The organism is uncultured Phascolarctobacterium sp., from assembly GCF_937920985.1.
In the GTDB taxonomy this organism is placed as follows: Bacteria; Bacillota; Negativicutes; order Acidaminococcales; family Acidaminococcaceae; genus Phascolarctobacterium_A.
Genome location: NZ_CALDXR010000036.1, coordinates 19,498 through 44,704, shown reverse-complemented (window position 1 = coordinate 44,704; position 25,207 = coordinate 19,498). Strand labels below are relative to the sequence as shown.

Annotated in this window: 24 protein-coding genes, 1 pseudogene and 1 other annotated feature; of the genes and pseudogenes, 23 read left to right on the top strand and 2 right to left on the bottom strand. The window is 43.6% G+C overall.

Annotated features, from left to right (window positions below; all coding sequences use genetic code 11):
• The first annotated feature begins 769 nt into the window (after positions 1–769).
• The 13 genes from Q0612_RS06755 to Q0612_RS06700 all read left to right on the top strand — a co-directional run bounded on the left by Q0612_RS06755 (position 770) and on the right by Q0612_RS06700 (position 11,485).
• Entirely contained in the window at positions 770–1,981 is a 1,212-nt protein-coding gene (locus tag Q0612_RS06755; RefSeq protein WP_298882427.1) for an OFA family MFS transporter, read from the top strand.
• A 181-nt stretch (positions 1,982–2,162) separates the two neighbouring features.
• Positions 2,163–2,726 carry a hypothetical protein gene (locus Q0612_RS06750; RefSeq protein WP_293829763.1) on the top strand — a complete coding sequence of 188 codons (564 nt, stop codon included), beginning with the start codon at positions 2,163–2,165 and terminating at the stop codon, positions 2,724–2,726.
• 138 nt (positions 2,727–2,864) lie between these two features.
• The gene (locus Q0612_RS06745) at positions 2,865–3,404 is read left to right on the top strand and encodes a hypothetical protein (RefSeq protein ID WP_298882421.1); all 540 of its coding nucleotides are present in this window, start codon (positions 2,865–2,867) and stop codon (positions 3,402–3,404) included.
• A 145-nt stretch (positions 3,405–3,549) separates the two neighbouring features.
• A complete protein-coding gene (locus Q0612_RS06740; RefSeq protein WP_298882418.1) occupies positions 3,550–4,089 on the top strand; it encodes a hypothetical protein in 540 nt (179 codons plus the stop codon).
• 220 nt (positions 4,090–4,309) lie between these two features.
• Positions 4,310–4,588, top strand: coding sequence for a hypothetical protein (locus Q0612_RS06735; RefSeq protein ID WP_178872753.1), 279 nt, complete (start codon positions 4,310–4,312; stop codon positions 4,586–4,588).
• A 16-nt stretch (positions 4,589–4,604) separates the two neighbouring features.
• Positions 4,605–4,712, top strand: coding sequence for a DUF4160 domain-containing protein (locus Q0612_RS11935; protein ID WP_367181703.1), 108 nt, complete (start codon positions 4,605–4,607; stop codon positions 4,710–4,712).
• A gap of 88 nt (positions 4,713–4,800) precedes the next feature.
• On the top strand, positions 4,801–5,586 hold the full coding sequence (locus Q0612_RS06730) for a hypothetical protein (RefSeq protein WP_298882408.1): 786 nt from the start codon (positions 4,801–4,803) through the stop codon (positions 5,584–5,586).
• A gap of 279 nt (positions 5,587–5,865) precedes the next feature.
• On the top strand, positions 5,866–6,147 hold the full coding sequence (locus Q0612_RS06725) for a hypothetical protein (RefSeq protein ID WP_009144797.1): 282 nt from the start codon (positions 5,866–5,868) through the stop codon (positions 6,145–6,147).
• The gene (locus tag Q0612_RS06720; protein ID WP_210683839.1) at positions 6,140–6,376 is read left to right on the top strand and encodes a hypothetical protein; all 237 of its coding nucleotides are present in this window, start codon (positions 6,140–6,142) and stop codon (positions 6,374–6,376) included. Before Q0612_RS06725 ends, Q0612_RS06720 begins: the two co-directional genes overlap by 8 nt.
• Entirely contained in the window at positions 6,360–6,641 is a 282-nt protein-coding gene (locus Q0612_RS06715; RefSeq protein WP_298882405.1) for a DUF4160 domain-containing protein, read from the top strand. Before Q0612_RS06720 ends, Q0612_RS06715 begins: the two co-directional genes overlap by 17 nt.
• 227 nt (positions 6,642–6,868) lie before the next feature.
• Positions 6,869–7,702: a GIY-YIG nuclease family protein gene (locus Q0612_RS06710; protein WP_298882403.1), complete on the top strand. Its 834-nt coding sequence runs from the start codon at positions 6,869–6,871 to the stop codon at positions 7,700–7,702.
• A gap of 69 nt (positions 7,703–7,771) precedes the next feature.
• Positions 7,772–7,985: a binding site (T-box leader), on the top strand.
• 41 nt (positions 7,986–8,026) lie between these two features.
• Positions 8,027–10,681 (top strand): valine--tRNA ligase, encoded by a 2,655-nt coding sequence (locus Q0612_RS06705; RefSeq protein WP_249747743.1) that lies wholly within the window; start codon positions 8,027–8,029, stop codon positions 10,679–10,681.
• A 129-nt stretch (positions 10,682–10,810) separates the two neighbouring features.
• Positions 10,811–11,485, top strand: a complete 675-nt coding sequence (locus Q0612_RS06700; protein ID WP_298882396.1) for a hypothetical protein — start codon at positions 10,811–10,813, stop codon at positions 11,483–11,485.
• Positions 11,486–12,088: 603 nt separating this feature from the next.
• Here Q0612_RS06700 and Q0612_RS06695 read toward each other — a convergent pair.
• Positions 12,089–12,991, bottom strand: coding sequence for a LysR family transcriptional regulator (locus tag Q0612_RS06695; RefSeq protein ID WP_298882394.1), 903 nt, complete (start codon positions 12,989–12,991; stop codon positions 12,089–12,091).
• A 273-nt stretch (positions 12,992–13,264) separates the two neighbouring features.
• On the opposite strand from Q0612_RS06695, the gene Q0612_RS06690 reads away from it, so the two are divergent.
• The 7 genes and pseudogenes from Q0612_RS06690 (at position 13,265) to Q0612_RS06660 (ending at position 20,548) form a co-directional block, all read left to right on the top strand.
• Entirely contained in the window at positions 13,265–15,457 is a 2,193-nt protein-coding gene (locus tag Q0612_RS06690; RefSeq protein WP_298882392.1) for a TonB-dependent siderophore receptor, read from the top strand.
• Between the two features lie 118 nt (positions 15,458–15,575).
• The gene (locus tag Q0612_RS06685) at positions 15,576–16,631 is read left to right on the top strand and encodes a FecCD family ABC transporter permease (protein ID WP_367181702.1); all 1,056 of its coding nucleotides are present in this window, start codon (positions 15,576–15,578) and stop codon (positions 16,629–16,631) included.
• Positions 16,632–16,633: 2 nt separating this feature from the next.
• On the top strand, positions 16,634–17,410 hold the full coding sequence (locus tag Q0612_RS06680) for an ABC transporter ATP-binding protein (protein WP_298882390.1): 777 nt from the start codon (positions 16,634–16,636) through the stop codon (positions 17,408–17,410).
• Between the two features lies 1 nt (position 17,411).
• Entirely contained in the window at positions 17,412–17,798 is a 387-nt protein-coding gene (locus Q0612_RS06675; protein WP_298882389.1) for a CGGC domain-containing protein, read from the top strand.
• Entirely contained in the window at positions 17,791–18,813 is a 1,023-nt protein-coding gene (locus tag Q0612_RS06670; protein WP_298882388.1) for an ABC transporter substrate-binding protein, read from the top strand. Before Q0612_RS06675 ends, Q0612_RS06670 begins: the two co-directional genes overlap by 8 nt.
• Positions 18,814–18,848: 35 nt before the next feature.
• Positions 18,849–19,040 (top strand): annotated as a pseudogene (locus Q0612_RS06665) (type IIL restriction-modification enzyme MmeI); the annotation flags it as partial.
• A 737-nt stretch (positions 19,041–19,777) separates the two neighbouring features.
• Positions 19,778–20,548, top strand: coding sequence for a PD-(D/E)XK nuclease family transposase (locus tag Q0612_RS06660; RefSeq protein ID WP_298882386.1), 771 nt, complete (start codon positions 19,778–19,780; stop codon positions 20,546–20,548).
• A gap of 235 nt (positions 20,549–20,783) precedes the next feature.
• Here Q0612_RS06660 and Q0612_RS06655 read toward each other — a convergent pair whose 3' ends face one another.
• The gene (locus Q0612_RS06655; protein WP_298882385.1) at positions 20,784–21,815 is read right to left on the bottom strand and encodes an AAA family ATPase; all 1,032 of its coding nucleotides are present in this window, start codon (positions 21,813–21,815) and stop codon (positions 20,784–20,786) included.
• Positions 21,816–22,010: 195 nt separating this feature from the next.
• On the opposite strand from Q0612_RS06655, the gene Q0612_RS06650 reads away from it, so the two are divergent.
• The 3 genes from Q0612_RS06650 to Q0612_RS06640 all read left to right on the top strand — a co-directional run bounded on the left by Q0612_RS06650 (position 22,011) and on the right by Q0612_RS06640 (position 24,964).
• Positions 22,011–22,517, top strand: coding sequence for a helix-turn-helix domain-containing protein (locus tag Q0612_RS06650; RefSeq protein ID WP_298882383.1), 507 nt, complete (start codon positions 22,011–22,013; stop codon positions 22,515–22,517).
• Positions 22,518–22,707: 190 nt separating this feature from the next.
• Entirely contained in the window at positions 22,708–23,487 is a 780-nt protein-coding gene (locus tag Q0612_RS06645) for a DUF805 domain-containing protein (protein WP_298882381.1), read from the top strand.
• A gap of 172 nt (positions 23,488–23,659) precedes the next feature.
• Positions 23,660–24,964, top strand: coding sequence for a folylpolyglutamate synthase/dihydrofolate synthase family protein (locus Q0612_RS06640; protein ID WP_298882378.1), 1,305 nt, complete (start codon positions 23,660–23,662; stop codon positions 24,962–24,964).
• Positions 24,965–25,207: the final 243 nt, after the last annotated feature.

The window sequence follows — 25,207 nt, the reverse complement described above, 5'->3', positions numbered from 1 at the left end:
ACGGTGGTGTGAGAGGTCGACTGCTCAAATAATGAGCAGTCTCCTACTCGATTTTGTTAGAGTGTTCTGCTGTCCTTCTTGCCTCTTCTAGGGGAGAGGTGGCATCGCGAAGAGATGACGGAGAGGGGTTGAGTGCATCGCAATTAAATATCGCTCCAGTCAGTAGCAATTTTCCCATGCCTTAGGGCATAACGCAAATTTCGTGCGGAAGCAAGACGGAACTTCGGTAAAATTTGTCAGATGGTAACAGTAAGCTACGTACCCTTGTTCCTGTGCTTCCATGCACTCATTTGCTAAAATTGCTATTCCTTACACGATATATTAATTGCTCAGTTTAGTACAGCGTGTTACCTTCTATATGCTCCCTGCGTCGCAAGCGACATTAGCACGACCAACAGTTTCTCGCGGCGCGTAGCTTGCGACAAACTGGGTCTTAGCGTCAAGGGAGCTGGCATCGCCGTAGGCGATGACTGAGGGTTGTGCCTCCTTGGGGAAGGTGCCGAACGAAGTGAGGCGGAAGGGGGACTCTACATTATATAGTAATAAAATATTAACAAAACACTATATGTTGACAATTGCGGAAATTTGTGTATAATAGAGTCATAACCTAATGCAGTCTGCTTCCTGACGGATAAGTGGAATTGACCACGTGGAGGCAGATGAATGTATGCGCCGACCGTCTGGGCAAAATCGCCCAGACGTTTTTTCTTTATAAGGAGCAAAAGAGAAAGCCCGGGTGACTAGGTAATACTTATAAAGAGAGGTATTCATGATGCAACAGACAAAAAACAGATGGCTGATCGTGCTGGCAGCCATTGGCATTCACATCAGCATTGGCAGCGTATACGCATGGAGTGTACTGACGAAGCCTATTATGCAGGCTATGGGTTTTTCACTGAAGGAGGTTACCTGGACCTTTTCACTGGCGATTTTGTTCCTGGGTACTTCCGCGGGCTTTTTGGGAACGTATGTAGAAAAATACGGCCCACGCCGCAGCGGTTTGATATCCATGTGCTTTTTCGTAAGTGGGTTGCTGGGTACAGCCTATGCACTGACGCAGCACAGCCTGCTGTTGTTATATCTTTTTTACGGCGTTATCGGCGGTATTGGTCTGGGAACAGGCTATATTACGCCGGTGTCTACACTGGTGAAGTGGTTCCCCAATAATCGTGGTCTCGCAACTGGCCTGGCGATTATGGGCTTCGGCTTTGCCAGCCTCGTTGCTGGCCCGTTGATGCAGATTTTGATTGCTAAGTACGGCCTGATAGAAAACTTTGTGATTTTGGCCTGTATTTACGCAGTAGTTATGACTGCTTCCGCACTTTATCTGGAGCCGCCAAAGCAGGAAACTGCAGCAGGCAAGGGACAGTTTAAAGCGCAGATGCCTGAGCGTGTGCAGTACACTGTGAAGGAGGCTATGCATACATGGCAGTTCTATGCTTTATGGTGGATTTTCTTTACGAATATCACCTGCGGTATCGGCCTTTTGGCTGTAGCATCGCCTATGGCACAGGAGGTTATCGGTATGTCTCCGATTGCGGCGGCGTCTATGGTTGGCATCATCGGCCTGCTGAATGGCGGCGGTCGTATTGTGTGGTCTACTATTTCTGACTATATTGGTCGCGCAAATACCTATCTGGCATTTTTCGTGATTGAGATTGTGGGCTTCTACCTTTTGGGTGGTGTAAATGAAAGCTTTATGTTCCAACTGCTGGTGTTTGTTATCATCACCTGCTATGGCGGTGGCTTTTCCTGCATGCCGGCGTATTTGAGCGATTTGTTTGGCACGAAGCAGCTGAGTGCAATCCACGGACGTATTTTAACAGCGTGGGGCCTGGCAGGTATTGCAGGACCGCTGCTTTTATCCGTAATTTACGAGCGCACCCACAGCTATAGCTTTACGCTGTACTTCTTCAGCGCCTGCTTTGTAGTAAGCCTGCTGCTGGCATTAGTGCTTAAGCTGAAGGGCAAAACTGCCTGAGCTTTTGCCTAAAGAAGCAATTTCCACTGAAAAATAACTTTTTTAGCTAAAAAAACGAAAAATTTTAAGCGTCCTACCCTAAAACGGCTTTTGGGGTAGGGCGCTTTTTCGCTCCCTGGAATATAATAAGCGTAGAGAAAAGCAAAAAGCTTAAACAGATGTAAAAAAGGGGGAGTAGATTATGAAAAAGCATTTTAAGTATTTGGCAACGGCAGGATTGATTGCAGCGTTGCTTTTGGCGGCAGGCTGCGGCGATGATGCCAAGGACAAGAAGAAAGTTGATAAGCCGGACACCAAGACAGAGCAGAAGGTAGATAAAAAAGCCCAAGCACCGGTGGTTAAACCGCCAGAGGGAAAATATTACAGATATCCTTCCTATCTTGATGATGTAACCAAAACGCCGGAAATGACGCCTGAGATGATTAAATATGTAGATGATTTTGCTTCGACCGTAAAATTGGCGCCGTCTGAAAAAGGTAAATTCCTTAATGATTCACGCATTAATAGACCTAATGAAGAATACCATCGTATCTGGCTGCATGCCAATGGCAGCAATCATAATCGCAATAACAAATTTAAAAATTCTAAGGGGAAGGAAGTTTATCAGCAGGAGGTTTATCACATCCGTATGTCTGTAAAGGCAGATACCAATAAAGTTATGTATGTTGAGTATTCTGTTTATGAGCAGAATGAGGCCATTCCGGACGGTAAGAGCAGAACAATCATGAAGAAGGTTTTTAAATAAGTTGCTTTAGCATAAATCGATAAAAATTTTTAAGCGTCCTACCCTAAAACGGCTTTTGGGGTGGGGCGCTTTTTCGCCATCGGGCATATAATAAGCGTAGAGGAAAAATATTTTGCTGGATAAAAGGAGGCGTACATTATGAAAAAGCATTTTAAGTATCTGGCAACGGCAGGATTGATTGCAGCGCTGCTTTTGGCGGCAGGCTGCGGTGATGATGCCAAGGACAAGAAGCCTGCGCCTGAGCCGGAGAAGAAGGTGGAGAATGTTGTAGTAAAACCTCAGGACGGAAAATATTACAGATATCCTGATTACATCAAGGATGTGACAAAAACACCGAAGATGACACCGGAAATAGTTAAGTACATTGATGATTTTGCCTCGACGCTTAAATTCCATCCGGATTCTAAGGGCAAATTCACCAATAACTCCCTGATAAAGAATCCAGAAGAAAAAACTCACTATATCAATATGTCTGCCCTTGGGCCCAATCATAACAATAAGATCAAGTTTAAAAATTCCAAAGGTAAGGAAGTTTATCAGCAGGAGGTTTACAGCATCAATATGACGATAGATGCCGCTACCGATAAATTAAAGTCTGTAATATGCTCTATTTTCGAACAGAATCCGGATATTCCTGATGGCAAAACTACATATGTTGTGAAAAAAAGATTTGACTGACCTGCTTTAGCATAAATCGATAAAAATTTTGAGCGTCCTACCCTAAAACGGCTTTTGGGGTGGGGCGCTTTTTCGCTCTCTGGCATATAATAAGCGTAGAGAAAAGCAAAAGCTTAAGCAGATGTAAAAAAAGGAGGCGAAGATTATGAAAAAGCAATGGAAGTATCTGGCTACAGCAGGTCTGCTGGTAGCGCTGCTTTTGGCGGCAGGCTGCGGTGATGATGCCAAGGACAAAAAGCCTGCGCCTGAGCCCGATAAGAAGGTGGAGAATGTTGTAGTAAAACCTCAGGACGGAAAATATTACAGATATCCCAGTTACATTAAGGATGTGACGGAAACACCGAAGATGACACCTGAAATAGTTAAGTACATTGATGATTTTGCCTCGACGCTTGAATTCCACCCGTCTTACAATGGTAAATTCGTCAATGATTCCAAGATAAAGAATCCTAATGAAAAATATCATGCTGTTTATCTGTATGCCCTTGGACCCAAGCATAACAAGAAGATAAAGTTTAAAAATTCCAAAGGTAAGGAAGTTTATCAGCATCAGGTTTACACCATCAATATGCAGATAGAGGCTGCTACCAATAAATTAACATCTGTACTATGCTCTATTTTCGAGCAGAATCCGGATATTCCTGACGGCAAAACTACATATGTTGTGAGAAAATCCTTTGATTGAGTTGCACTTTGAAATGATGTTATGGTCTTTGCTAAGAATGAAATGCTTATCTTTACAAGCTGCCGATGAAAAGCAGCATATGTGGCAGTGTGGTAAGTGAACTACTGTGAGCCGCTGCGCGTGAGCGTGGCGGCTTTTTGAAGTGATAAATAAATGCTCAGAGTATGAGGTCTATGGTATAATGATATATAGATAGGATACTTGAATGGAGGTAATTGTTATGACGAACTATTACAGCACTATAAATGAGGTTGTTCTTACTTTTTCTAATATTTCACGTAACAAAGATGGGTTTGCAAGTATTGTAGCTCGTTTTGAACGTCCGAATGCTACTGGTTTTGATTTTTCGGAGTGGCAGCTTCCGTGCATTGCGAATACCAAGGCCTTTGGCTTTTCAGAGGATGATATTATGATGCAGGAGCGTTATCTGCGTAACAATATGCCTTTGATTTGGGAGATGGCGAGGGAGAAAGAGAAGGAGATGCAAAAAAGTGCCTAAAGCGTTACTTGATTTTATGGGATATGTCTTTTTCTTTTGGTCGCGCGAAGATGGCGAACCGCCTCATGTTCATGTATGCAAAGGCGCTCCGTCAAAGGTGTCATATTTGACGCTTACTTTTTGATGCTTACAAACAAATAGCAGACTACAAGAGTTCGATGATGCTAAGTTTACGAATTAATATATCGGAAGCATCAGGGAGGAGAATTACGTTGAGTAGAAAAAATTTCTTTATATTTACTTTGGTAATTTTAGCGATATCACAGTTAATATTTGGTTGCTCAAATAATGATGATAATGATGTCGATATATCTTCTAAGAGTAAGGTTGATCAAGCTAAATATTTAAATGATGTTATTTTCTTACCATTAAAAAATGATTACATATCGTTTGTTTCTGAATATGAACTTGCTTTAAAGCATAGTGAAACTGTTGAAGAGTTCGATTCTATAATATCGACTAAATTATATAATAAAGAAAAGAATTTATCAGATATATATTTTCAATTTACAAAAACTAGGCATAGCAAAGAACTAGATAAATATTGTGATTTGATAGAAGTTCAAATAGACTCCATTAGTGATTTATATAATAGTGAAGATAGAAGGTTAGAGGTTAGCAAAAAACATCCAAATAAAAAGGTTAAAGATTTATGTATTAAATTAGATGATTTTTATAATATTATGGTAGAAGATGGGTTTTATGACATTCAAAATGAATATAGTAAATTGGTGTATAATCGAAAAACATATCTTGTAAATAAAAATCAATTTAATAAAGTTAATATAGGAATGCCTTATAGAGATGTACGTCAAATATTTAATGCTAGAGGTATTTTAGATGCAGATGTTGAAGAAAAATCTGGTGATGTTTATTTTTGGTATGACGATAATGAAAATAGTTTAGATGATAGTAAAAAACCGTTAGTTAAAATTATATTTGCAAGTAATGATGATGGTATTGATGTTGTTAAAAGTAAAGAGTGGGTAGGTAAATAAATATTTAACTCCCCACTTTTGACAATCCAACCTGTTCCTGACCAAGATATAGAGTATAACAAAATATCTACAGGCGAGGAATGAGAGGCTTAGCTCCGTAAAGCTACCAAAGAGAAGCAGCGGTTGGTGCAAGCATATCTAGCAGTGTTGTAAGTGACTTGCTGTGAGCCGCTGCGCGTGAGCGTGGCGGCTTTTTGAAGTGATAAATAGTTATCAAAAATTTATTCGTGTGATATAATTTGAGTAGAGCTGATCAGCAATTTATGAGGTGGTGAAAATATGGAGAACAAAGATACAGCTTATTTGAGCAACAAAGATGGGTTTACGACTTTTTCTTATGGCGGTTATGATTTTCGTTTTAAAACATCAGATAGGTTAGTGAAATATTTAAAAGTTAAAGAATGGGATGCTCCATATGGATACATTGTTGTTGATTGTTTGCACGAAAAGTTAGGTGTGGTTGAAGACTATATTGACTTACTTCCCATGCTGGATAACTTATATTTTAATGCTAAGAAATTTTTAGCGCCGATAAAAAAAGTGGAGGTGCGTTATGGCTGATGTTCAAAAATTAGCAGATGCTGCTGAGGTTATCGTTCAAGGATATGCGTTTATTGATAGGGGCGAGGGTGTAACTGTTATAAATTTGCATAAGCCTGATCATGCCGCTTATTTCTATAATAATGAGCTTGTAGAAACTAATATGGATGATATCGAAGCGTATAAGGTCAACAAGCTTTATCAGGCTAATGTGAAGTATATGGAGAAGGATTATGCCAAAGTACTTTGATTTTAAAGTTTGTGGATATTATCTTTATTTTACAAGTAAGTGTATTATTGAATGCATGCATGTACATGCTAGTGACAAACGGTTGACTGAAGCTGGTTCAGCAAAGTTTTTTGTAAAAGGTAACGGCGATACAGAACTGATGAAGCAAGGTACGATAAATGATTTGGATGTACGTAAAATACAAGGATTTATCAAAGAACATTATGTAGAAATGTATGACTTGTGGTCAGCATGGAGTGATAATGGATATTATAGGGGAAAGTAATAATATGCCTTTTATTTGGGAGATGGCGAGGGAGAAAGAGATGCAAAAAAGTACCTGAAGCGTTACTTGATTTCATGGGATATGTCTTTTTCTTTTGGTCGCGCAAAGATGGTGAAATATTAATCTTTGCGTTTTGCTGCACAGAACGTATCTTTGGTAGTTTTGTGTGATATTATTGCTTCAAGTGGTTTGAGATTTTGTACTTTTATATTTCTGAGAGGTGCATTATGGAGAAAATTTTATTAAATGACTTGTTACATATTAATGAAGATTCAGTGCGTATGAAATTTAATGTGTACAATGGTGAAGAAGAACCTTTGGAAAGATATAAAGCAGCTCCGGAAGAAATTAATGATGGGTGGTTTTTGTGGTACAATGGCAGAAGATATTTTCCAGACATTGATAAGTTAGCTATTTGTTTCGTTAGTCTTGGTGGAGATTTATGGTTATTGACGACAGTAAAACGCATTAAAAAGATTTTATGGGATGTAGAAAATGGAGTTGGTTACGAAGCAGAAGAAATAGCAGCATATAAAAAATATTATGGACGTGTAATAGTAAAATATCACAAAAGTAGTAGAACGATAGTACGTTATTTTGATAGTGTTAAGGACGAATTGGAAGTAGTGGAGATACTTAATTCGCAGTACACAGGTGATGAATTCCCTGGGTATGATAATGTTAGACTTTCTTATGAACAGTTAGCCAATATTATCAACAGGCATTCTGGCGGATGGTTTGGCGCGTTGAATAGCCAAAAAGCTGTGTATTTAATTACAGATAGAAATAATGGCAAATTATACGTTGGTTCTGCTACAGCTGATAATGGTATGCTGTGGAGCAGATGGTCTGCGTATGTTGCTAATGGACATGGCGGAAACAAGGAATTAATAGAGATTGTCAATGATTCAGCTAAAGGATTTGCTTACGTAAAGAAGAATTTCCAATATACTATTTTAGAAAATTTCAATTCTAAGGTAGATGATAGTTATATATTAAAACGTGAAGCATGGTGGAAAAAAGTATTGCGCTCAAAAGAGTTTGGCTACAATGATAATTAAGTTGCATTCATAAAATCCTCTTGACAATCCCACCTGTTCCTTGCTAAGATATAGAGTATAGCAAAATATTTACAGGCAAGGAACGAGAGGCTTATCTCCGTAAAGCCACTAAAAGAGAAGCAGCGGTTGGTGCAAGCTGTGTGGCGGTGAGGTGAGTGTAGCTCGGGAGCTGTTTTGCTGAACATTGCAGTAGGCAAAAACGTGCGCACACGTTACGTGCATTGAGTGCCTTGTGCAAAAAGCATGAGGAAGATAGGTGGTACCACGATTATTCGCCCTGTCCGTAAAGGACAGGGCTTGTTTATTTTAAGGAGGAATTTTTTTATGTGTGAAGAGCATAATATCCCTAAGGTTTATGATCCTGCTTCCGTAGAGAAGAAATGGTATAAATTCTGGGAAGAGCATCGTTATTTTCATGCCGAAGTAGAAGAAGGCAAGGACGCTTTCAGTATTGTTATCCCCCCACCGAACATCACCGGCCAGCTGCATATGGGCCATGCGCTGGATAACACCCTGCAGGATATCCTGATCCGCTGGCACCGCATGATGGGCCACAATACCCTGTGGATGCCTGGCTACGACCATGCAGGCCTGGCAACTCAGATTAAGGTTGAAGAGGTTATCAAAAAAGAGGAAGGCAAGACTCGTTATGACCTGGGCCGCGAAGAGTTCCTGAAACGCGTTTGGGAATGGAAGGAGCAATATGGCGACCGCATCATCAACCAGCTGAAGCATCTGGGCGTTTCCTGCGACTGGGAGCGTAAGCGCTTCACCATGGACGAGGGCTGCTCCAAGGCTGTACGCGAGGTTTTCTGCACTCTGTTTGAAAAGGGCCTGATTTATAAAGGCACCCGCATCACCAACTGGTGCGTAAACTGTAACACCGCACTGAGCGATATCGAGGTTGAGCATAAGGACGATCCGGGCCATCTCTGGTACATCAACTACCCTGTAGTTGAAGAAGAGGGCCGCAGCCTGATGATTGCAACCACCCGTCCGGAAACTCTGCCCGGCGATACTGCAGTAGCAGTTAATCCGGAGGACCCGCGTTATGGCGACTTGGTTGGCAAAACCCTGCGTCTGCCGACTACCGACAGAATTATTCCTATTATCGCCGACAGCTATGTTGATACCAAATTTGGTACCGGCGCTGTAAAAATTACTCCGTCCCATGATCCTAACGACTATGAGATGGGTATCCGCCACAACCTGCCGAGCATCGTTGTTATTGGCATGGATGGCATCATGACTAAAGAAGCAGGCAAGTACGAAGGCATGACTCGTGAGGAATGCCGTAAGGCGATTGTTGCCGACCTGAAGGCTGACGGCTATCTGGTTAAGGTTGAAGAGCATTCCCATGCTGTAGGTCACTGCCAACGCTGCGGTCATGCTGTTGAATCTCAGGTTTCCACCCAATGGTTCGTTAAGATGGAGCCGTTGGTTAAGGCTGCTGTGGACTGCGTTGAAGACGGCCGTACCCAATTTGTACCGGAACGCTTCACCAAGACCTATACCGGCTGGATGGATAACATCCGCGACTGGTGTATTTCCCGTCAGATTTGGTGGGGCCACCGCATTCCTGTATGGTACTGCGATGACTGCGGCGAAATGAGCGCCAGCCGTACCGATTTGACTGTTTGCCCGAAATGCGGCAGCGCACATATCCATCAGGATGAGGACGCACTGGACACCTGGTTCAGCTCCGCTCTGTGGCCGTTCTCTACCATGGGCTGGCCGGATAAAACTCCGCTCTTAAAGCAATTCTATCCGACAAGCGTACTCGTAACCGGTTACGATATCATCTTCTTCTGGGTTGCTCGTATGCTGATTATGGGTATGGAATTCATGCATGAGATTCCGTTCGACAAGGTATTCATCCATGGTCTGGTTCGCGACAGCCAGGGCCGCAAGATGTCCAAATCTCTGGGCAACGGCATCGACCCGCTGGAGGTTATTGACCAATACGGCGCTGATACATTGCGCTTCATGCTGATTACCGGCAACACCCCGGGTAACGATATGCGTTTCTACTGGGAGCGTGTTGAGGCAACCCGTAACTTTGCCAACAAGATCTGGAACGCTTCCCGTTTCGCTCTGATGAACATGGAAGGCTACGATGCTAACGCTAAGCTGGCTCCGTATACCTTGGCAGATAAATGGATTCTGTCCCGTCTGCAGCACACCGCCAAGAGCGTTACCGAAATGCTGGAGAAGTTCGAGCTGGGCGAAGCTGGCCGCATGATTTACGACTTCATCTGGGGCGAGGTTTGCGACTGGTACATCGAGCTGGCTAAACCGCGTCTGTATAATAAAGAAAACGCCGAGGAGCGTGCAACCGCACAGCATGTTCTGGCAACCGTACTGACCAGCGCTATGCAGCTGCTGCATCCGTACATGCCGTTCATCACCGAGGAAATTTACCAATGCCTGCCGCATGAAGCAGAAAGCATTATGATTTCCAAGTGGCCTGAGGCTGATGAAGCTCTGATGGATGACGAGGCTGAACGTCTGATGGGCGCAATCATGGAAAGCATTAAGGCTATCCGTAACATGCGTGCAGAGGTTAACGTACCGCCCGGAAAGAAGGTTCCGGCAACCATGCTGGCTGCTGCCGACCTGAAGGACGGCATTGAGGCTAACGCTGATTACATCCATCTGATGGGCGCTATCAGCGAGCTGACTGTGCTGGCTGACAATGCTGCTAAACCGGAAAATGCTATGGCTGCAGTTGTAGCAGGTATTGAGGTTTATCTGCCGCTGGCAGGCCTGATTGATGTCGAGAAGGAAAATGCCCGCCTGAACAAAGAGCTGGCTGCTATCGACAAGGAGCTGAGCCGCGTAGAAGGCAAGCTGGGCAACGCCGGCTTCCTGGCTAAAGCACCCGAGGCTGTTATCGAAAAGGAAAAGGCTAAGGCTGAAGAGCTGAATGGTAAGAAGGCTGCGATTAACGAGCGTCTGGAATACCTGAAGACCTTATAAGACTGACTGAAGTGATTTTTGTTACATTTTAGACAGTTTGGGAGAGCTACCGTAAAATTTGCGGTAGCTCTCTTTTTTTGCAGAAAGGGTGTGTTATAATAAAGTTAATAAATATAGGGAGGCGTGGACATGAAAAAGGTATTAGCTTTAGGTGCGAGTGTAGCAATGCTGCTGAGCTTTACGCTGCAGGCAGAGGCTGGTTTTAACTTGGGTAATATTGCCAACAAGATTGCCAATAAGGCTGTGGACAGTGCAATGCATTCCGGTAGCAAAAAGACGGATAGCAGTGCTGCTAAAAAGAAGAGCGAACAAGGCATGACTAAAGAAGAGCGTGCAGATGCAGCTGCGGCAAAGCAGGGCATTAAAATTACCAGAACTAAGGTTGATGGTTCCGTGCCGACTGCTTTTTATGGCGAGCTGGACCCGCTGCCTCCTGATGCGTTTGAGGAGCGCCCGGATTGGTTTGATAACCGTACCAACATTTATGTGATGACGAATGCGCGCCTTGTAGCGGAATATGAAAATATGGATAAATGGCGTACTCATGCCAAGGAGACTGGCATTGGCTGGGTAGAGCCGGATATGTGCCGTTATGAGGAGCTGGGTGATGAAATTCAGCACCGCATAACTGCTCTGGAGCGTTATGGCCATAATGTTGAAGCGGGCTGGTTGGATATGGCCAGTGACAGTGCGAGAAATGAAACCTATAAGCGTGCTGTGGCAAGCAACATTGAACCGCTGCGCAAGTATGGTTTAGGGCTGAATGCATCGGCATTGCCCGGTTATCATCCGGAGAGAAATTAAAGGCTTTGGTAAAAAGCGGTAAGCGAACAATGAAAAAGCACGGCGAAAGCCGTGCGGAATTTGTGAAATAAGCTAGGGTAGCTTGTCAAAAGCGCTTATCTGTGTTATTATAAGTATAGAAAAGGTGCCGCCGATAGACGGTTAACCATTGAAAAGTTTTAGCTACAAAAAGTAACCGCTTGTTTTCTCAGGACAGGGCGGTTATTTTTTTGCGTTCTTGTTGATTTCCATACCTAATTTAATGCAAGCAATGCATAAGCTCAGCAAAGCAATAACATCGAGTATATCCATCAGTAACACCTCCCTCTTGTGGGATTTTCAGTGAAACTGAATTTATCACGTCAGAGGGCAACCGCCTACCGTTATGGAAGCACCATAAGAATATTTTACCACAAGAATGGAGAGCGTACAACGAACAAGCTGTGAAGGTTTCGTGTTGTACGCTTTTGTTTTGCAAGCAGTGCTCCCTGAAAACCGTACAAAAGCGTACAAACCGTACAACCCCTTGCCACACAAGGATTGGGGGCTGTACGGTTTTTTGCATGTGTACGGTATGGAGCTTAAATAAAAAAGCTTACTACGGACAGTGCGTTGTAAGCTTGTTTAATGGTCCTGCATGAGGCTTGCTATATGCTGAGCGATAGCAGCTATCTTGCGGTTGGGATTATTCTTTTGCCAAAAAATGTTATAGTAAATTTCTACGGGCTCATTATCTGCTAATAAGGGCAAGGTTCTGGTAAAATTACTGAAATAAAATGGTGCGTCATTATTGTTCGTTACCGGCAGGAAGGATTTTACCTTGTCGTCAATTACTTTGGTAAGCGCCGTGGGAATATCTCTTGCTATGAAAAAGTTGCCCTGAAAGCCCAGGCATTTTGCGTAATATTCCTGCTCCTGCATAACATAATCTCTGTTGGCGATAATAACGCATGTCTGCTCTGATAAATCACTGATATGAAGAGCTTGGATTTCAGGTGGGAAAGAATGCTTCGGTACGCAAATGCATAGATCTGCGATTTCCAAAAGCTCTCCAGCAAGAAAGTTATCATCAGCTTCACGATCTTCTGTGATCAACATATCTATTTCTTTGTTTGCAAGCATTGTCATTAGCTGTTCGTGGTCGCCGTACAATAATTCCAGATGATATGTTTGACTGTTCTTGTTGAGCATATTGATAACATTAAGCAGGCGACAGACATTATAACCTGTTTTACAGCCGATGATATAGCTCGGTACCTGGTCGGTTTCCGCAAAATGCTGCATGTTTTGCATTAAATTTTGCACGTCTCCGACTATGCGTTTACAAGGCTCGTAAAACTTTTCGCCTGCCGGTGTAAGACTGAAATTACAATTATTGCGGTTGATGAGCTTTACACCAAGCTCTTTTTCAAGCTGTTTTATCTGTAGAGAGAAGGAAGGCTGTGAGATAAAGCATTGCTTTGCTGCTTCATTGAAGCTTTTGCAATATACTGCTGCCAGAAAATATTTCATTTGACGCAAAAGCATAGCCTACCTCCTGTGGTGTATATTAAAATCATCAATACGCGTATAGAATATCTGTATTTGCTAAATACGAAGCATCACGATATAATGTAATAGTACTTGGTGCTAATATGCAAAAATTACTTAACAAATTAATTATATCACACGCATAGTGTGTTTGCAATGAATACCAAGAGCAATGAGTTTTTGTTGTGTATGAAAGCTGATATATTGCGTAAGGGAAACAAGGATACCTTATGTGAAATATACATTTTATATTAGGAGTGAGTATATTTTATGAAGAAAAGACAGGTAGCTTTAGCTGCTGCAATCTGTATGGCATTGACAAGCGTAGGCTTTGTCGGTAATGCCTTTGCTGCAGAAAAAAACGATGATGATTTAATGTCATTCAATCTTGCCGAGATTGTTGTACACGGTCAACGTTACATTGCCGGTGAATTTGTCCGTGCAACATCTAATGTTGGTATTTTAGGTGAGCAGGATGCAATGAAGAGCCCTATCAGCACAACTACCATTTCTGAAAAGGCTGTAGGAACCTTCTTGTCCTCTACCGAGGGCTTAAGCAAAACGCTGAGCCTTGTTCCTTCTGTTATTAAAAGCCATGATGCAGCAGTAGACTGTGTTACCATCAGAGGCTTTGCTGATACTGGACGCGGCTTTGTTATCAATGGTATTCCCGGTATGCAGGCTATGACACGTCAATCCAGCAATTACATTGAATCTGTTGATGTTATTGAAGGACCGGCAACTGGTATCAATGGTTCCGGTATGTATGAACGTTCCGGTGGTACCATCAGCATTAACAGCAAAAAGGCTTTAATGGATGAAGATACACGTAAGGTTGGCATTAAATATCATTCTAAAGGTGCGCATGAGGAATATGTAGATTTTGGCACGCGCTTAGGCGAGGATAAACGCTATGGCGTGCGTATTAATGCCAGCAATACTAATGGCGAGCGTTCCATTGAAAACTGGAACCTGAAGCAGAAAAATATTTATATCAACCTGGATCAGGAAACAGAAAACAGCAAGACTAACTTTATGTTTGGCTATACCGATACTGACAGTGAAGGCAGACCGTATGGTTTAACTGTTAGCAGTGCGTTTGTTGGCAATGCTTTACCGAGCGCTCCTGACGGAAAAATCAATACAAATCCAACCTGGCGTCGTGATAAAAACACTAACCTCGTTATGACCTTGAACCATGAGCAGAAAATCAATGACCATTTAAAGGCTTTCCTGAACGCTGGTCATTTTAAACAGGATTGGTATTATTACGTCGGCTTTGACAAAACATTATTAGATGAAACCGGTAAATTTGAAGCGACTTCTAACAACTACTCTCTGCTTGAGAAACGCGATTATGCTCAAATCGGCTTGAAAGGTGATTTTAAAACCGGTGATTTGAAGCATGAATGGGTAGCAGCTGTAGACAGAATGTGGCACTATTATGGTGGTTCTAAGGAATATAAAGATACAGTAAAGCCACGTCCAGGTAAACCGGCAAATCCGTATGAACAATATTGGTACGGTAATATTTATCATCCTAATACCGGCAGCTTTACTCCGCCGAGATTTCCCCAATCCGATGCTTACTATGGAACACATGCACGTATCAGCGGTTGGTCTGTGATGGATTCTATTACCACCGGTAATGATAAATTGAATATCCTGGTTGGCTTGAACGGTAAGTCTATTGCTAAGGATGCCTACAAACCAGACGGCTCTCATAATACAAAAACCGGCGATTATTATGACGTATCCCCAAGCTATGGCATCAACTACACCTTTGATCCGCGTGTAGCTGTTTATGCAAGCCATACCGAAGAGTTTGTTGAAGGCTACATGGTTCCTAATGGTAAAGACTATGAAAATCAAGGTGCTACTTTAGATCCTAATAAAACTAAGCAAAACGAAATTGGCGTGAAGTTTAAAACCGGCGATTTCTTCCATAAGGTAAGCTACTTTGATATAAAAAAAGCAAATTATGTTGATGTTTTCAAAGGCGCTCTTAAATATAAGCTTGCTGATGGTGAACGTAGACACAAAGGTTTTGAATATACCGCAACCGGTACTTTAGCAGAAAAATGGAACCTTATTGGCGGTTTCATGCATCTTAATGCTAAACAAAAAACTACCAGTGCAGCGACCAATGGCAAGCGTCCGAACGGCGTACCTGAATGGAGCGCAAATTTAGGCGTAGAATATAAGGCTTCCGATGATTTCTCCGTATTAATGCGTGGTAACTATGTTGGTTCGTCCTATGTCCTTGATGAAAAATATGGCGTTCCCAGCTACTTCACGCTGGATGCAGGTGTAAATTATAAAACTTCTCTTAACAGCACTCCTGTAACCTTAAGAGCAATGTGCTATAATGTTACTAATAAAAAGTATTGGGCACCTAGCGATAATACGCTGCACTCCGGTGGTCCGAGAACCTTTATGCTCTCCGCTGAATTTGATATCTAATTAAATTCAGCTCATATACTCAAACATCTCATACATCATCAAAAAAAATTACCAGGTACGCTCATTAATTTTAATGAGCGTACTTTGGTATCTCTTCATAAGATTAAGGAATTTTAAGATGCTTAACTTTTTCAAACAAATAGAAGGCATATACGTAAGTGTTTTTTTGCTGCTGGTCTTAGTAGCGGTTATGTTTTTGGCACTTGCTGTCGGTACGGTGAAAATACCCATGGAGCAGATTTATGTGGCGGTCATCAGCCAGCTGCAGAGCGGCACTTCGCTTGATGGTGCGCTTAAAGGCTCTGTGCATGATATTGTCTGGCAGCTGCGCCTGCCGCGAATTGTTTTGGCTGCGGCAGTAGGCGCAGGATTGGCAAGCAGCGGTGTCATTATGCAGGCCATTGTTAAAAACCCTTTGGCGGACCCTTATATTTTAGGTATTTCCTCCGGTGCTTCCTTGGGCGCAACGGCAGCTATCCTTTTGGGTGTAGGCGCATTCTTAGGTGAAAACTTTATTGGACTGGCAGCTTTTGCCGGGGCGTTTGCTATTTCACTGCTGGTATTGTTTATTTCTAATCTGGGCGGACGCAGTAATTCGGTAAAGCTTTTGCTGGCAGGTATGGCGCTCAGTGCTGTGTGCAGCGCTTTTTCAAGCTTCATTGTTTACTTTGCCAATAACAAGGAGGGCATGCAGACCATCGCCTATTGGATGATGGGCAGCTTTTCCGGAGCTAAGTGGGATAACCTGATAGTTATTGTGCCGATAGTAGTTGCTGCTGTACTGTTCTTCTGGAGCCAGAGCCGCATTTTGAACCTGATGCTTCTTGGTGATGAATCGGCGCTGACCTTGGGTACTGATTTACACATCTACAGGCAGTTTTATCTTTTAATCAGTTCGATTATTGTCGGCTTCGTTGTCTATGCTGCGGGCACTGTCGGTTTTGTTGGTTTGATAGTTCCGCATGTTATCAGAATGCTGGTGGGAACAGATCATAAAAAGCTTATCCCGGTGACTGCTTTAGCCGGCGCAATTTTTCTAGTTGTAGCTGACACGCTTTGCCGTATCCTGATTCCCGGAGCAGAGCTGCCGATTGGTATTCTTGTAGCGATGATTGGCGCTCCCTGCTTTGTTTATCTGATGGTAAAGCGCACCTATGGCTTTGGAGGTAACTGATTGTGGAAATATTAGCTGAAGCAGTCAAAATGTTTGTGGGTAACAAGGAGATTCTGAAGGGAATTGATTTTTCCTTACATAACAAAGAATTTCTTGGTATTATAGGGCCGAACGGCAGTGGCAAAAGTACTTTTTTGAAGTGCGTTTATCGTGTGCAGAAGCCTACCGGCGGTGATATTTATTTTGACGGGCAGCATTTGGACGATCTTTCTTATCGCGAATCGGCCTTAAAGCTGGCGGTTGTTGCCCAGCATAATTTTTATAGCTTTGATTTTTCGGTTCTGGATGTTGTGCTTATGGGGCGTTCACCGCATAAAAAAATGCTGGAGCGTGATAATCTGGAGGATTTTAAAATTGCCAGAAGCGCTTTGGCAAGAGTGGGGATGGCAAGCTTTGAAAAGCGCATGTTCTCTACGCTGAGCGGTGGTGAGCAGCAGCGTGTTATTTTGGCCAGAGCTTTGGCCCAGCAGACGGAATGCCTGGTTTTGGATGAGCCGACGAATCATCTGGACATTAAATATCAGCTGGAAATAATGGATATCGTAAAAAGCTTAAATGCTACCGTAGCGGCAGCCATTCATGATTTGAATATCGCTGCTATGTACTGCGACAGACTGATAGCTATCAGAAATGGTCTGGTAGTAGGTGTAGGAACACCGCAGGAATTATTGACAGAAGAGTTCATTTATGATATGTATAATGTACATAGTAAAGTAGCTTATGATGCAGAATCAGGACGCATGAACATTATCTATCTGCCAAAGCACTGGAGGGACTGAATTGAAAAAGATTGTTATATTACATTGCCTGCGCTCAGAAGAAAATTGTACCGGAGCGGCCTGCTTCCAGGCATTTAATGAACGTAGCGCGCAGTTCGCTCGTTATGGCGATGAGGAAATCCAACTGGTGGCGTTTATGACCTGCAATGGCTGTCGCAAAATCACCTTGGGCGATAGCAGCGGCTTAGAGGAAAAGATTGAAAGAATTCTTAGCATTAAGCCGGATGTTGTGCATGTTGGTATTTGCTGCAAGACGCGTACCGATGACAATGAGTATTGCCCTGAAGCCTTGAGATTGGTGGATATTTTCCATAACCAGGGAATAGAAATTGTCTGGGGAACGCATTCCGGTGCTACCAGGCATCCGAGGAAGTTTACTTATGAATAAACGCTTTACCTTGGTTTCTCTTGCTATAGTACTTGGTATTTGTGCATTCATATCTTTTACGCAGACGCAGGCGTTTAACGCTAACCGTCCCGTTGGGCACGCTCAATCTGCCTATGGCGTAAGAGCTGTAAAAAATGTCAGAGTGCAGAATTATAATGCCTTGGGGGAAAATGTTTCTTATTATGACAAGGTGCCGCAAAGAGTCATCGCTGTCGGTGAGCAGATTAATGAAACCTTGGTAGCCTTAGGCGTGGAGCAGAATGTTATCTGTCCGGTGCGTTATGGCAACCCCTTTTATACACCTGAACCACAGTATGCTGCAGGATATAACAAAATCAAGTTTCAGCGCAACGTTGTCCTGAATATGGAGAACGTTTTATCCATGCAGCCTGATTTGATTATTTCCGGCCAGGTGCTTTATGCAGATAAGGCGCTCAAAAGCACGGATTTTTGGAATAAGCGTGGTATTCATACCTATGTCTCCACCAATGCCAATTCTCCTACCTCGCATAATAAAAAGGAGACCTTGGAGCAGGAATGCGATTTTATTTTGGGCTTGGGCACAATTTTTGACAAGGAAAACGAAGCAAAGAAAATTGTTGCCGATATGCAGCAGGATATTGCTGTAGTCAGAGAAAAAACGCAGTCTTTGCCAAAGCCGAAGGTAATGATTATCGAAATGCTGGGAAAGAACATAGTTGCCTATGATTCGACCAAGCTGGCAGGCGATATTTGCGTTAAATTAGGCGCTGATGTCCCCAGCTTTTCTTCAGGAACGATAGGCTTGGAAACTATTATCGAAGAGAATCCTGACGTGCTTTTTGTTGTGAAGAGTGGCGGTAATCCTGAGGAGGCAGCGGATTTTTTCCGTCAGCATGCTGGCCTGCAATCACTTAAGGTTGTCCGTGAAGGCAGGGTATATGGTATATCCTTGAATTATACGTATAACAGTGCTATCAAAACAGGTGAAGGCATTAAAAAATTTGCTCATGGTATGTATCCGGAGCTGTTTTAAAAGACAAAAACGTACAACCCCTTGCCACATATCAGCGGGCACTGTACCCCGAAAGCAGTTTGGCTGATTTGTACGATGAGCTGACCATGCCGGTGGAGCTGCGCAAGGCGCACCGCGCCAACGACAAGGCAGTCATGGAAGCTTATGGCTTCTGGGGCAGGCTTAACAGCGAAGCAGCCTGCGTAGCAGAGCTGATGAAGCTGCACAAGGCGTTGACCGAAAAATAAAAAAGCACGGCGAAAGCCGTGCAAAATTTGTGAAATAAGCTGTGTTTGCTTGTCAAAAGCGCTTATCTGTGTTATTATAAATATAGAAAAGGTGCCGCCGATAGACGGTTGCCCTCAAAAGAATTTAACTAAAAAATAGTCGCTGCTTTTGGTCGAGCTGGGCGGCTATTTTTTTGTGTTTTTATTGATTTCCATACCTAGTTTAATGCAGGCTATGCATAAGCTTATTAAAGCAATAACTTCGAGTATATCCATCAGTAACACCTCCCTCTTGCGGGATTTTCAGTGAAACTGAATTGATCACGTCAGAGGGCAACCGCCTACCGTTATGGAAGCACCATAAAAATATTTTACCACAAGAATGAAGAGCGTACAACGAACAAGCTGTGAAGGTTTCGTGTTGTACGCTTTTTGTTTTGCAAGCCGTGCTCCCTGAAAACCGTACAAAAGCGTACAAACCGTACAATCCCTTGCCGCATGCGGCTTTGGGGCTGTACGGTTTTTTGCATGTGTACGGTATTGAGCTGGCGAATTTTAAAATATCCTCATGAAATTGTAGTCGACACCTAAAAATAGGCTCATTTTTTTATAGCAATAAAATAGTCAGAAAATTATGTTGACTTCTATTGGGCTGAATGGTATACTATTAAAAATAAGAATAATCAGATAATTACAAAGGAGTTGTTGAGATGCAGACAGATTATAAGCTTATCAGACAGGTAATAGAAGGACTAAGTATGATGAATAATAAATTTATGAATCTTATGCTGGATGAGAATGTGTCGGCAGCGCAAATAATGTTGCGCGTTATTTTGAAAGATGATAAAATCAAAGTGAAAAATGTAAGGATACAAAGATTTATTCAAAATATTTACGGACATTCCGCACAGCTGGATATTTTGGCAGAGGATGGATTTGGCAGATATTTTAATGTGGAAGTGCAGCGAAGCGATGAAGGCGCATCTGTGAGAAGAGCAAGATTTTACAGCAGTGTGTTAGACACGCAATTTTTGCAAGCCAATAGGGATTACAATGAGCTTCCTGACAGCTATATCATTTTTATTACTGAAAATGATGTATTTAAGAAAGGACTTCCGCTTTACAGCGTAGAGCGCGTAATTAAAGAGGAGAGTTCAGATTTCTCTGATGGATCGTATATTGTTTATGTAAACAGTAATTGTCGTGACAATACTGCGTTGGGGAGGCTGATGCAGGATTTATATTGTACGGAACCGGCAAAGCTGCATTATAAAGAATTTGCCGAGCGTATGGAGTTTTTAAAATGTAGCAAGGAGGGCGAAGAAAAAATGACAGATATCATTGAATTATATGCACAGAATGTAGCTGAACAAGCAGCTAAGCAAGCAGCTAAAGAGACAGTGCATAAGAAAAGTGTAGAGGTTGCATTGAGCTTGTTGGCAGATGGTATGAGTATTGATTTTGCTGCTAAGCACAGCAAGCTTACGGTGGAAGAGGTGCGCCGTCTGGCAGAAAAGAGAACTGCTTAAGCTTAATGCAGTGCTCCCTGAAAAGCGTACAAAAGCGTACAAACCGTACAATCCCTTGCCACATGCGGCTTTGGGGCTGTACGGTTTTTTTATATGTGTACGGTAGTGAAATGACTTAGCTATAACTGTACTCCTGAATTCTGTGCATTTGCACACTTTTTAGGAGTAGGGAAATCTATCAGCTGCTGCTACAATCGTTATTATAGGTGAATATGAAAACAAGTAGCATTTTTATTTACGCAGCTTGCGCCTGCGGCGGCAGATAGCGCAGGTCGATATCTCGGCGGTGACGGTTGGATACGATATTATAGGAATCTAAAAGCTGTTGCTTTTTGGCGTTAATTCTGCGTCCCAGACTATTGTTGGAAATTTTATTGTAATGCATAGCGTCCAGCAGTCCCTGCGCTGTGCCATGCCAATGGCCGTTGCATTGCTGCACAAAGGCGCTGATTGCTTCCAAAACCTCATCCGGTGGCTGCAGAAAGCGGCTTGCAGCAGCCCGTTCCAGCTTCCAGAGGCAGTGTGCCTGCGAAAAGCTCAGCGTAAGCAGCTGGTCCACAAGGTCGCGGCCGACAATCTCCAGGGAAGCCTTATTGTCACCGCGCTGACTTTTGCGCAGCACCATAGCACCGTCCGCCGCACCCAAAAGACCGTTGGAGCCGGAAATCATCTCAAAGGAGTCTTCAGACTGCTGCTTGCGCGTATGATGTACCAGCAGAAGGCAAATATTATGCTTATCAGCAAATTCCTTCAGCTTAGCTGCACTGCTGTAATCGCGGGCGTAATTACATTTTTCGTCCTGAGCGCTGCGTATTTTCTGCAAGGTGTCAATGATTATCAGGCGCACATCAGGATACTTTTGCATAAAGGAGTTCAGCTGCTCCTCCAAGCCGTTATCAACGTCCTGAGCACTTACTGCCATATGCAGATTATCTGTGACCTCCATATCAAACATGCGCACAAGGCGCTGCTGCAGGCGGTAAAACTTATCCTCCAATGCCAGATACAACACACCGCTTTGTTGTACGGGGTAGTTCCACAGCTGCTCACCGCGGGCAACGTGGTAGGCAAGCTGCGCCATCAGAAACGATTTGCCTATCTTCGGTGCACCAGCCAGAATATACAGCCCCGGATAGAGCAGATCCTGGATAATAGGCTGGAGCATGGGAAACTCCGTGTCATAAAGCTCCGGCATGGAAAGCGTCTGTAGCTCCGGTGCAGTTGTAAAGGTTTGCTTCGGTTGAAATACGTTGTCAATTGTTGTCATAGAAGGACTCCTTTCAAAATATTCTGCTTACTAAAGCAAAAAGCGTTTAGTAGACAATCCTATTATAATAAACATATTACGTTAAGTCAAGGAAAGTAGCAGAAATGTTCTGAAAATAATAGGCGAGCTTGCCAACAGAATTATCTGCTACTATACTAAAGATAACAGAATTTGTTTTAGTTGGAGGTGTTTGCTATGGCAGTAAGCAGACGCATAAGCTATTTTCGTCAAAAGCATAATTTGACGCAGAAGCAGCTGGGACTGCTGCTGGGATTTTCGGAATCCACAGCGGAGGTGCGCGTCAACCAGTATGAGCACGGCAACAGGAAGCCGAAGGAGGCAACGCTGGAAAAGCTGGGTGAGATTTTTGGCGTAGATCCTGCAGTGTTCAGGATTCCTGATATTCATAACCGTGCCGGCCTGATGCAGACCTTTTTTGCTCTGGAGGATTATGCAGGCTGGAAGCTTGTCAAGGTGGATGGTCGTTTTGCAGTGGTGATTGGCACAGCAACAGCAGGACCGCAGAAGACATTTGATGATTATGTGCTGCAGGAATGGCTGGATATGCAGACGGCGCTGGAGCAGGGCGAAATAACCCGTAAGGAATATGACGAGTGGCGTTATCATTATAATGATGCCAGCTTAGAAAAGCACTTAATGGCCACGTATAAGCAGCTGGAAGAATTGCAGGAAGAGGAATAAAACTGTACACCAAAAAGAAAACCGTACAGGCGCAAAGCCTTACAGCATGGGGCTTTGTACGGTTTGTACAGTTTTGTACGGTTTTGGAGGAGTGCAGGTGCGGTACGCTTTTTATTTTGTTGCCTAAGGCGCATTTTCTTGAATTACAGTGCTGATTGCGGTACAATAAAAGCAAAGGGAGGCGGTAAAGATGGCTAAATTTTGTACTAATTGCGGGAGTGAGTTGAATCCTGGCGCTAAGTTTTGCGTGAACTGCGGCCAGAAGGTGGAGCAGGAGCAAAATCAGCAGGCTGGAGCTGCTGCTGTTGCCGGTGTTGCAGCCGGTGCTGCCAGCAGTGCTGATATAAGCTATAAAAAGAGTATTAATGACAGTCCTGAGCAAGAAGGTTTTGGTGCTGCTGATGCTCAAGCAAACGTAAATACTGACGCTAATGCTGATGGCAATCCTAAGGTTAATCCTGATCCTGATGAATTTAAGCATACCAATGCTGCCGGTGCAGCTGACACCGATGCGTATAGCGCTCAGTCAGCACCCAAAGCAGGCAAGAAGTTTTTGAACCTTGGCGAGGGCTTGAACCTGCTGTTCAAGGACAGCAGTGCGGATAAGGAGGCAGTTTTCAAGGAGCTGTTCTTTACGTCTAAAGGTCGCTTGAACCGTAAGTCTTATATTTACAGAAGCTTATTCCTGTCATTAGTGCTTTGTGTTGTGCAGGGTGTTTTGACATTTGCGACTAATACCATAGATGCGCTTGAGCTTTTGTTTGCAGTTGTCGCTTTCGGATTCAGCTTATTTAGCTTCGTTTCTAATATTATGATGGATGTACGTCGCTTGCATGATTTGGATTTGAGCGGCTGGTGGATGCTGCTTATGCTTGTACCGCTTGTGAATATTTTCTTTGCTCTTTATATGTTGTTCTTTAAAGGAACCGAAGGACCGAACCAATATGGCGAGGATCCCTTGCAGCAGTAGGCCTGCGTGGGCAGCTAAAAGCTGCTATATATAATATGTAAGTATTTCGCTTAGCAAAATAGTCGCTCGTTCTTGTGACGCAGCGGCTATTTTTATGCTTTTCGCAAGACGCAGTGCGCAAAACTATGTTATAATAAACTGTTAGCTAATTATTAATGGAGGCGTAAGCACAATGAATTATACAGAAAGCCTGGCATATTTAGACAGCCTGGGCAAATTTGGCATTAAGCTCGGTATGGAGCGTATTGAAGGACTTTTGCGTGAGCTGGGAAACCCGGAGCAAAAGATTAAAACAGTGCATGTAACCGGTACTAACGGCAAGGGCTCTGTTACCAGCATGATTACGAATATTCTGCTGGCAGCAAACCTGAAGGTGGGCAAGTTTACTTCCCCGCATCTGGTGAAGTATAACGAGCGCATTAACCTCAACGGCAAGGATATCAGCGACGAGGATTTTGCTACGGTGATTACTGCGGTAAAGGCTGCTGCCGACAGCGTTGTCAAAAAGGGCGTGTGCGAGCAGCCGACGCAGTTTGAGATTCTGACGGCTGCAGCGTTTTTGTATTTTTACCTGCAGAAGGTGGATTACGCTGTTATTGAGGTAGGCATGGGCGGCCTGTGGGATTCCACCAACGTAATCACACCGGTGGTCAGCGTTATTACCAATGTTGCGCTGGACCATACTGACCGCTGCGGCAAAACGCTGGAGCGCATTGCTATGCAGAAGGCCGGTATTATCAAGGAAAAGGTGCCTCTGGTTACTGCAGCCGAGGGCAATGAAGCGCTTGGTCCTATTGTAAGCCTGGCTATGTTTAAGGAAGCGCCGGTTTATCTTTACGGCAAGGCTTTTCATGGCACGGAGGTAACAAGCTCGATGGAGGGCCAGACCTTTACGCTGCATGCAGGTGATTTCTATCATTCTGATTACGAAATCAAGCTGCCGGGCGAGCACCAGATTAAGAATACCAGCGTAGCGATTGTTGCTGCCAAGCTGGTCAGCAAGCAGGATGACCGCATTAATGAGCTGGCGCTGCATGTGGGCGTGGCCAACACCATTTGGCCGGGACGCTTGGAGCGTATTCATAAGAATCCGGATATTATTCTGGATGGTGCGCATAATCCTGACGGGGCCAAGGCTCTGCGTAATGCTTTGGATAAGTACTATCCCGGCAAGCAGGTGCAGTTTGTCTTTGGCATGATGGGTGACAAGGATATGAGCGGTGTTATCAAAACGCTGATTAAGCAGGACGATGTTGTTTATACCGTGCGTGCCGATGAGGGTGCGCGTGCTGCGGAGGCTGCGGATTTGGCGAAGCTGGTGGGCAGCAATGCTGTGGCGGAGGCGGATCTTGCTACGGCGTATGATGCTGCTATCCGCAATGCAGGCGCTGACGGTGTTGTGTGCGTTTGCGGCAGCCTGTATCTGGTGGGCGAGTTTAAGAAGATGCTGCTGGCGGATAAGCGTGGGATGAACTGAAGACGATATTGAGGTTTATTGACTTCGGTAACGAGTATCTGCGTCGCAATTAAATATCGTTTCAGTCAGAAGCAATTTTCCCGTGCCTTAGGGCACAACGCAAATTTCATGTGGAACCAGGACGAAGCTTCGGTAAAATTTGTCAGACGGTAAGAGAAAGTTACGTACCCTTGCTTCTATGGTTCCGGACACTCATTTACTAAAATTGCTATTCCTTACACGATATATTAATTGCTCGTTTAG

Excerpts from the sequence above, each read along its gene's own strand:
- Q0612_RS06670 (WP_298882388.1), top strand. The coding sequence starts at position 17,791 with ATGAATAAACGCTTTACCTTGGTTTCTCTTGCTATAGTACTTGGTATT.
- Q0612_RS06660 (WP_298882386.1), top strand. The coding sequence starts at position 19,778 with ATGATGAATAATAAATTTATGAATCTTATGCTGGATGAGAATGTGTCG.
- Q0612_RS06690 (WP_298882392.1), top strand. The coding sequence starts at position 13,265 with ATGAAGAAAAGACAGGTAGCTTTAGCTGCTGCAATCTGTATGGCATTG.
- Q0612_RS06705 (WP_249747743.1), top strand. The coding sequence starts at position 8,027 with ATGTGTGAAGAGCATAATATCCCTAAGGTTTATGATCCTGCTTCCGTA.
- Q0612_RS06710 (WP_298882403.1), top strand. The coding sequence starts at position 6,869 with ATGGAGAAAATTTTATTAAATGACTTGTTACATATTAATGAAGATTCA.
- Q0612_RS06650 (WP_298882383.1), top strand. The coding sequence starts at position 22,011 with ATGGCAGTAAGCAGACGCATAAGCTATTTTCGTCAAAAGCATAATTTG.
- Q0612_RS06740 (WP_298882418.1), top strand. The coding sequence starts at position 3,550 with ATGAAAAAGCAATGGAAGTATCTGGCTACAGCAGGTCTGCTGGTAGCG.
- Q0612_RS06750 (WP_293829763.1), top strand. The coding sequence starts at position 2,163 with ATGAAAAAGCATTTTAAGTATTTGGCAACGGCAGGATTGATTGCAGCG.
- Q0612_RS06720 (WP_210683839.1), top strand. The coding sequence starts at position 6,140 with ATGGCTGATGTTCAAAAATTAGCAGATGCTGCTGAGGTTATCGTTCAA.
- Q0612_RS06655 (WP_298882385.1), bottom strand. The coding sequence starts at position 21,815 with ATGACAACAATTGACAACGTATTTCAACCGAAGCAAACCTTTACAACT.
- Q0612_RS06755 (WP_298882427.1), top strand. The coding sequence starts at position 770 with ATGATGCAACAGACAAAAAACAGATGGCTGATCGTGCTGGCAGCCATT.
- Q0612_RS06640 (WP_298882378.1), top strand. The coding sequence starts at position 23,660 with ATGAATTATACAGAAAGCCTGGCATATTTAGACAGCCTGGGCAAATTT.
- Q0612_RS06715 (WP_298882405.1), top strand. The coding sequence starts at position 6,360 with ATGCCAAAGTACTTTGATTTTAAAGTTTGTGGATATTATCTTTATTTT.
- Q0612_RS06685 (WP_367181702.1), top strand. The coding sequence starts at position 15,576 with ATGCTTAACTTTTTCAAACAAATAGAAGGCATATACGTAAGTGTTTTT.
- Q0612_RS11935 (WP_367181703.1), top strand. The coding sequence starts at position 4,605 with ATGGGATATGTCTTTTTCTTTTGGTCGCGCGAAGATGGCGAACCGCCT.
- Q0612_RS06695 (WP_298882394.1), bottom strand. The coding sequence starts at position 12,991 with ATGCTTTTGCGTCAAATGAAATATTTTCTGGCAGCAGTATATTGCAAA.
- Q0612_RS06745 (WP_298882421.1), top strand. The coding sequence starts at position 2,865 with ATGAAAAAGCATTTTAAGTATCTGGCAACGGCAGGATTGATTGCAGCG.
- Q0612_RS06735 (WP_178872753.1), top strand. The coding sequence starts at position 4,310 with ATGACGAACTATTACAGCACTATAAATGAGGTTGTTCTTACTTTTTCT.
- Q0612_RS06700 (WP_298882396.1), top strand. The coding sequence starts at position 10,811 with ATGAAAAAGGTATTAGCTTTAGGTGCGAGTGTAGCAATGCTGCTGAGC.
- Q0612_RS06725 (WP_009144797.1), top strand. The coding sequence starts at position 5,866 with ATGGAGAACAAAGATACAGCTTATTTGAGCAACAAAGATGGGTTTACG.
- Q0612_RS06645 (WP_298882381.1), top strand. The coding sequence starts at position 22,708 with ATGGCTAAATTTTGTACTAATTGCGGGAGTGAGTTGAATCCTGGCGCT.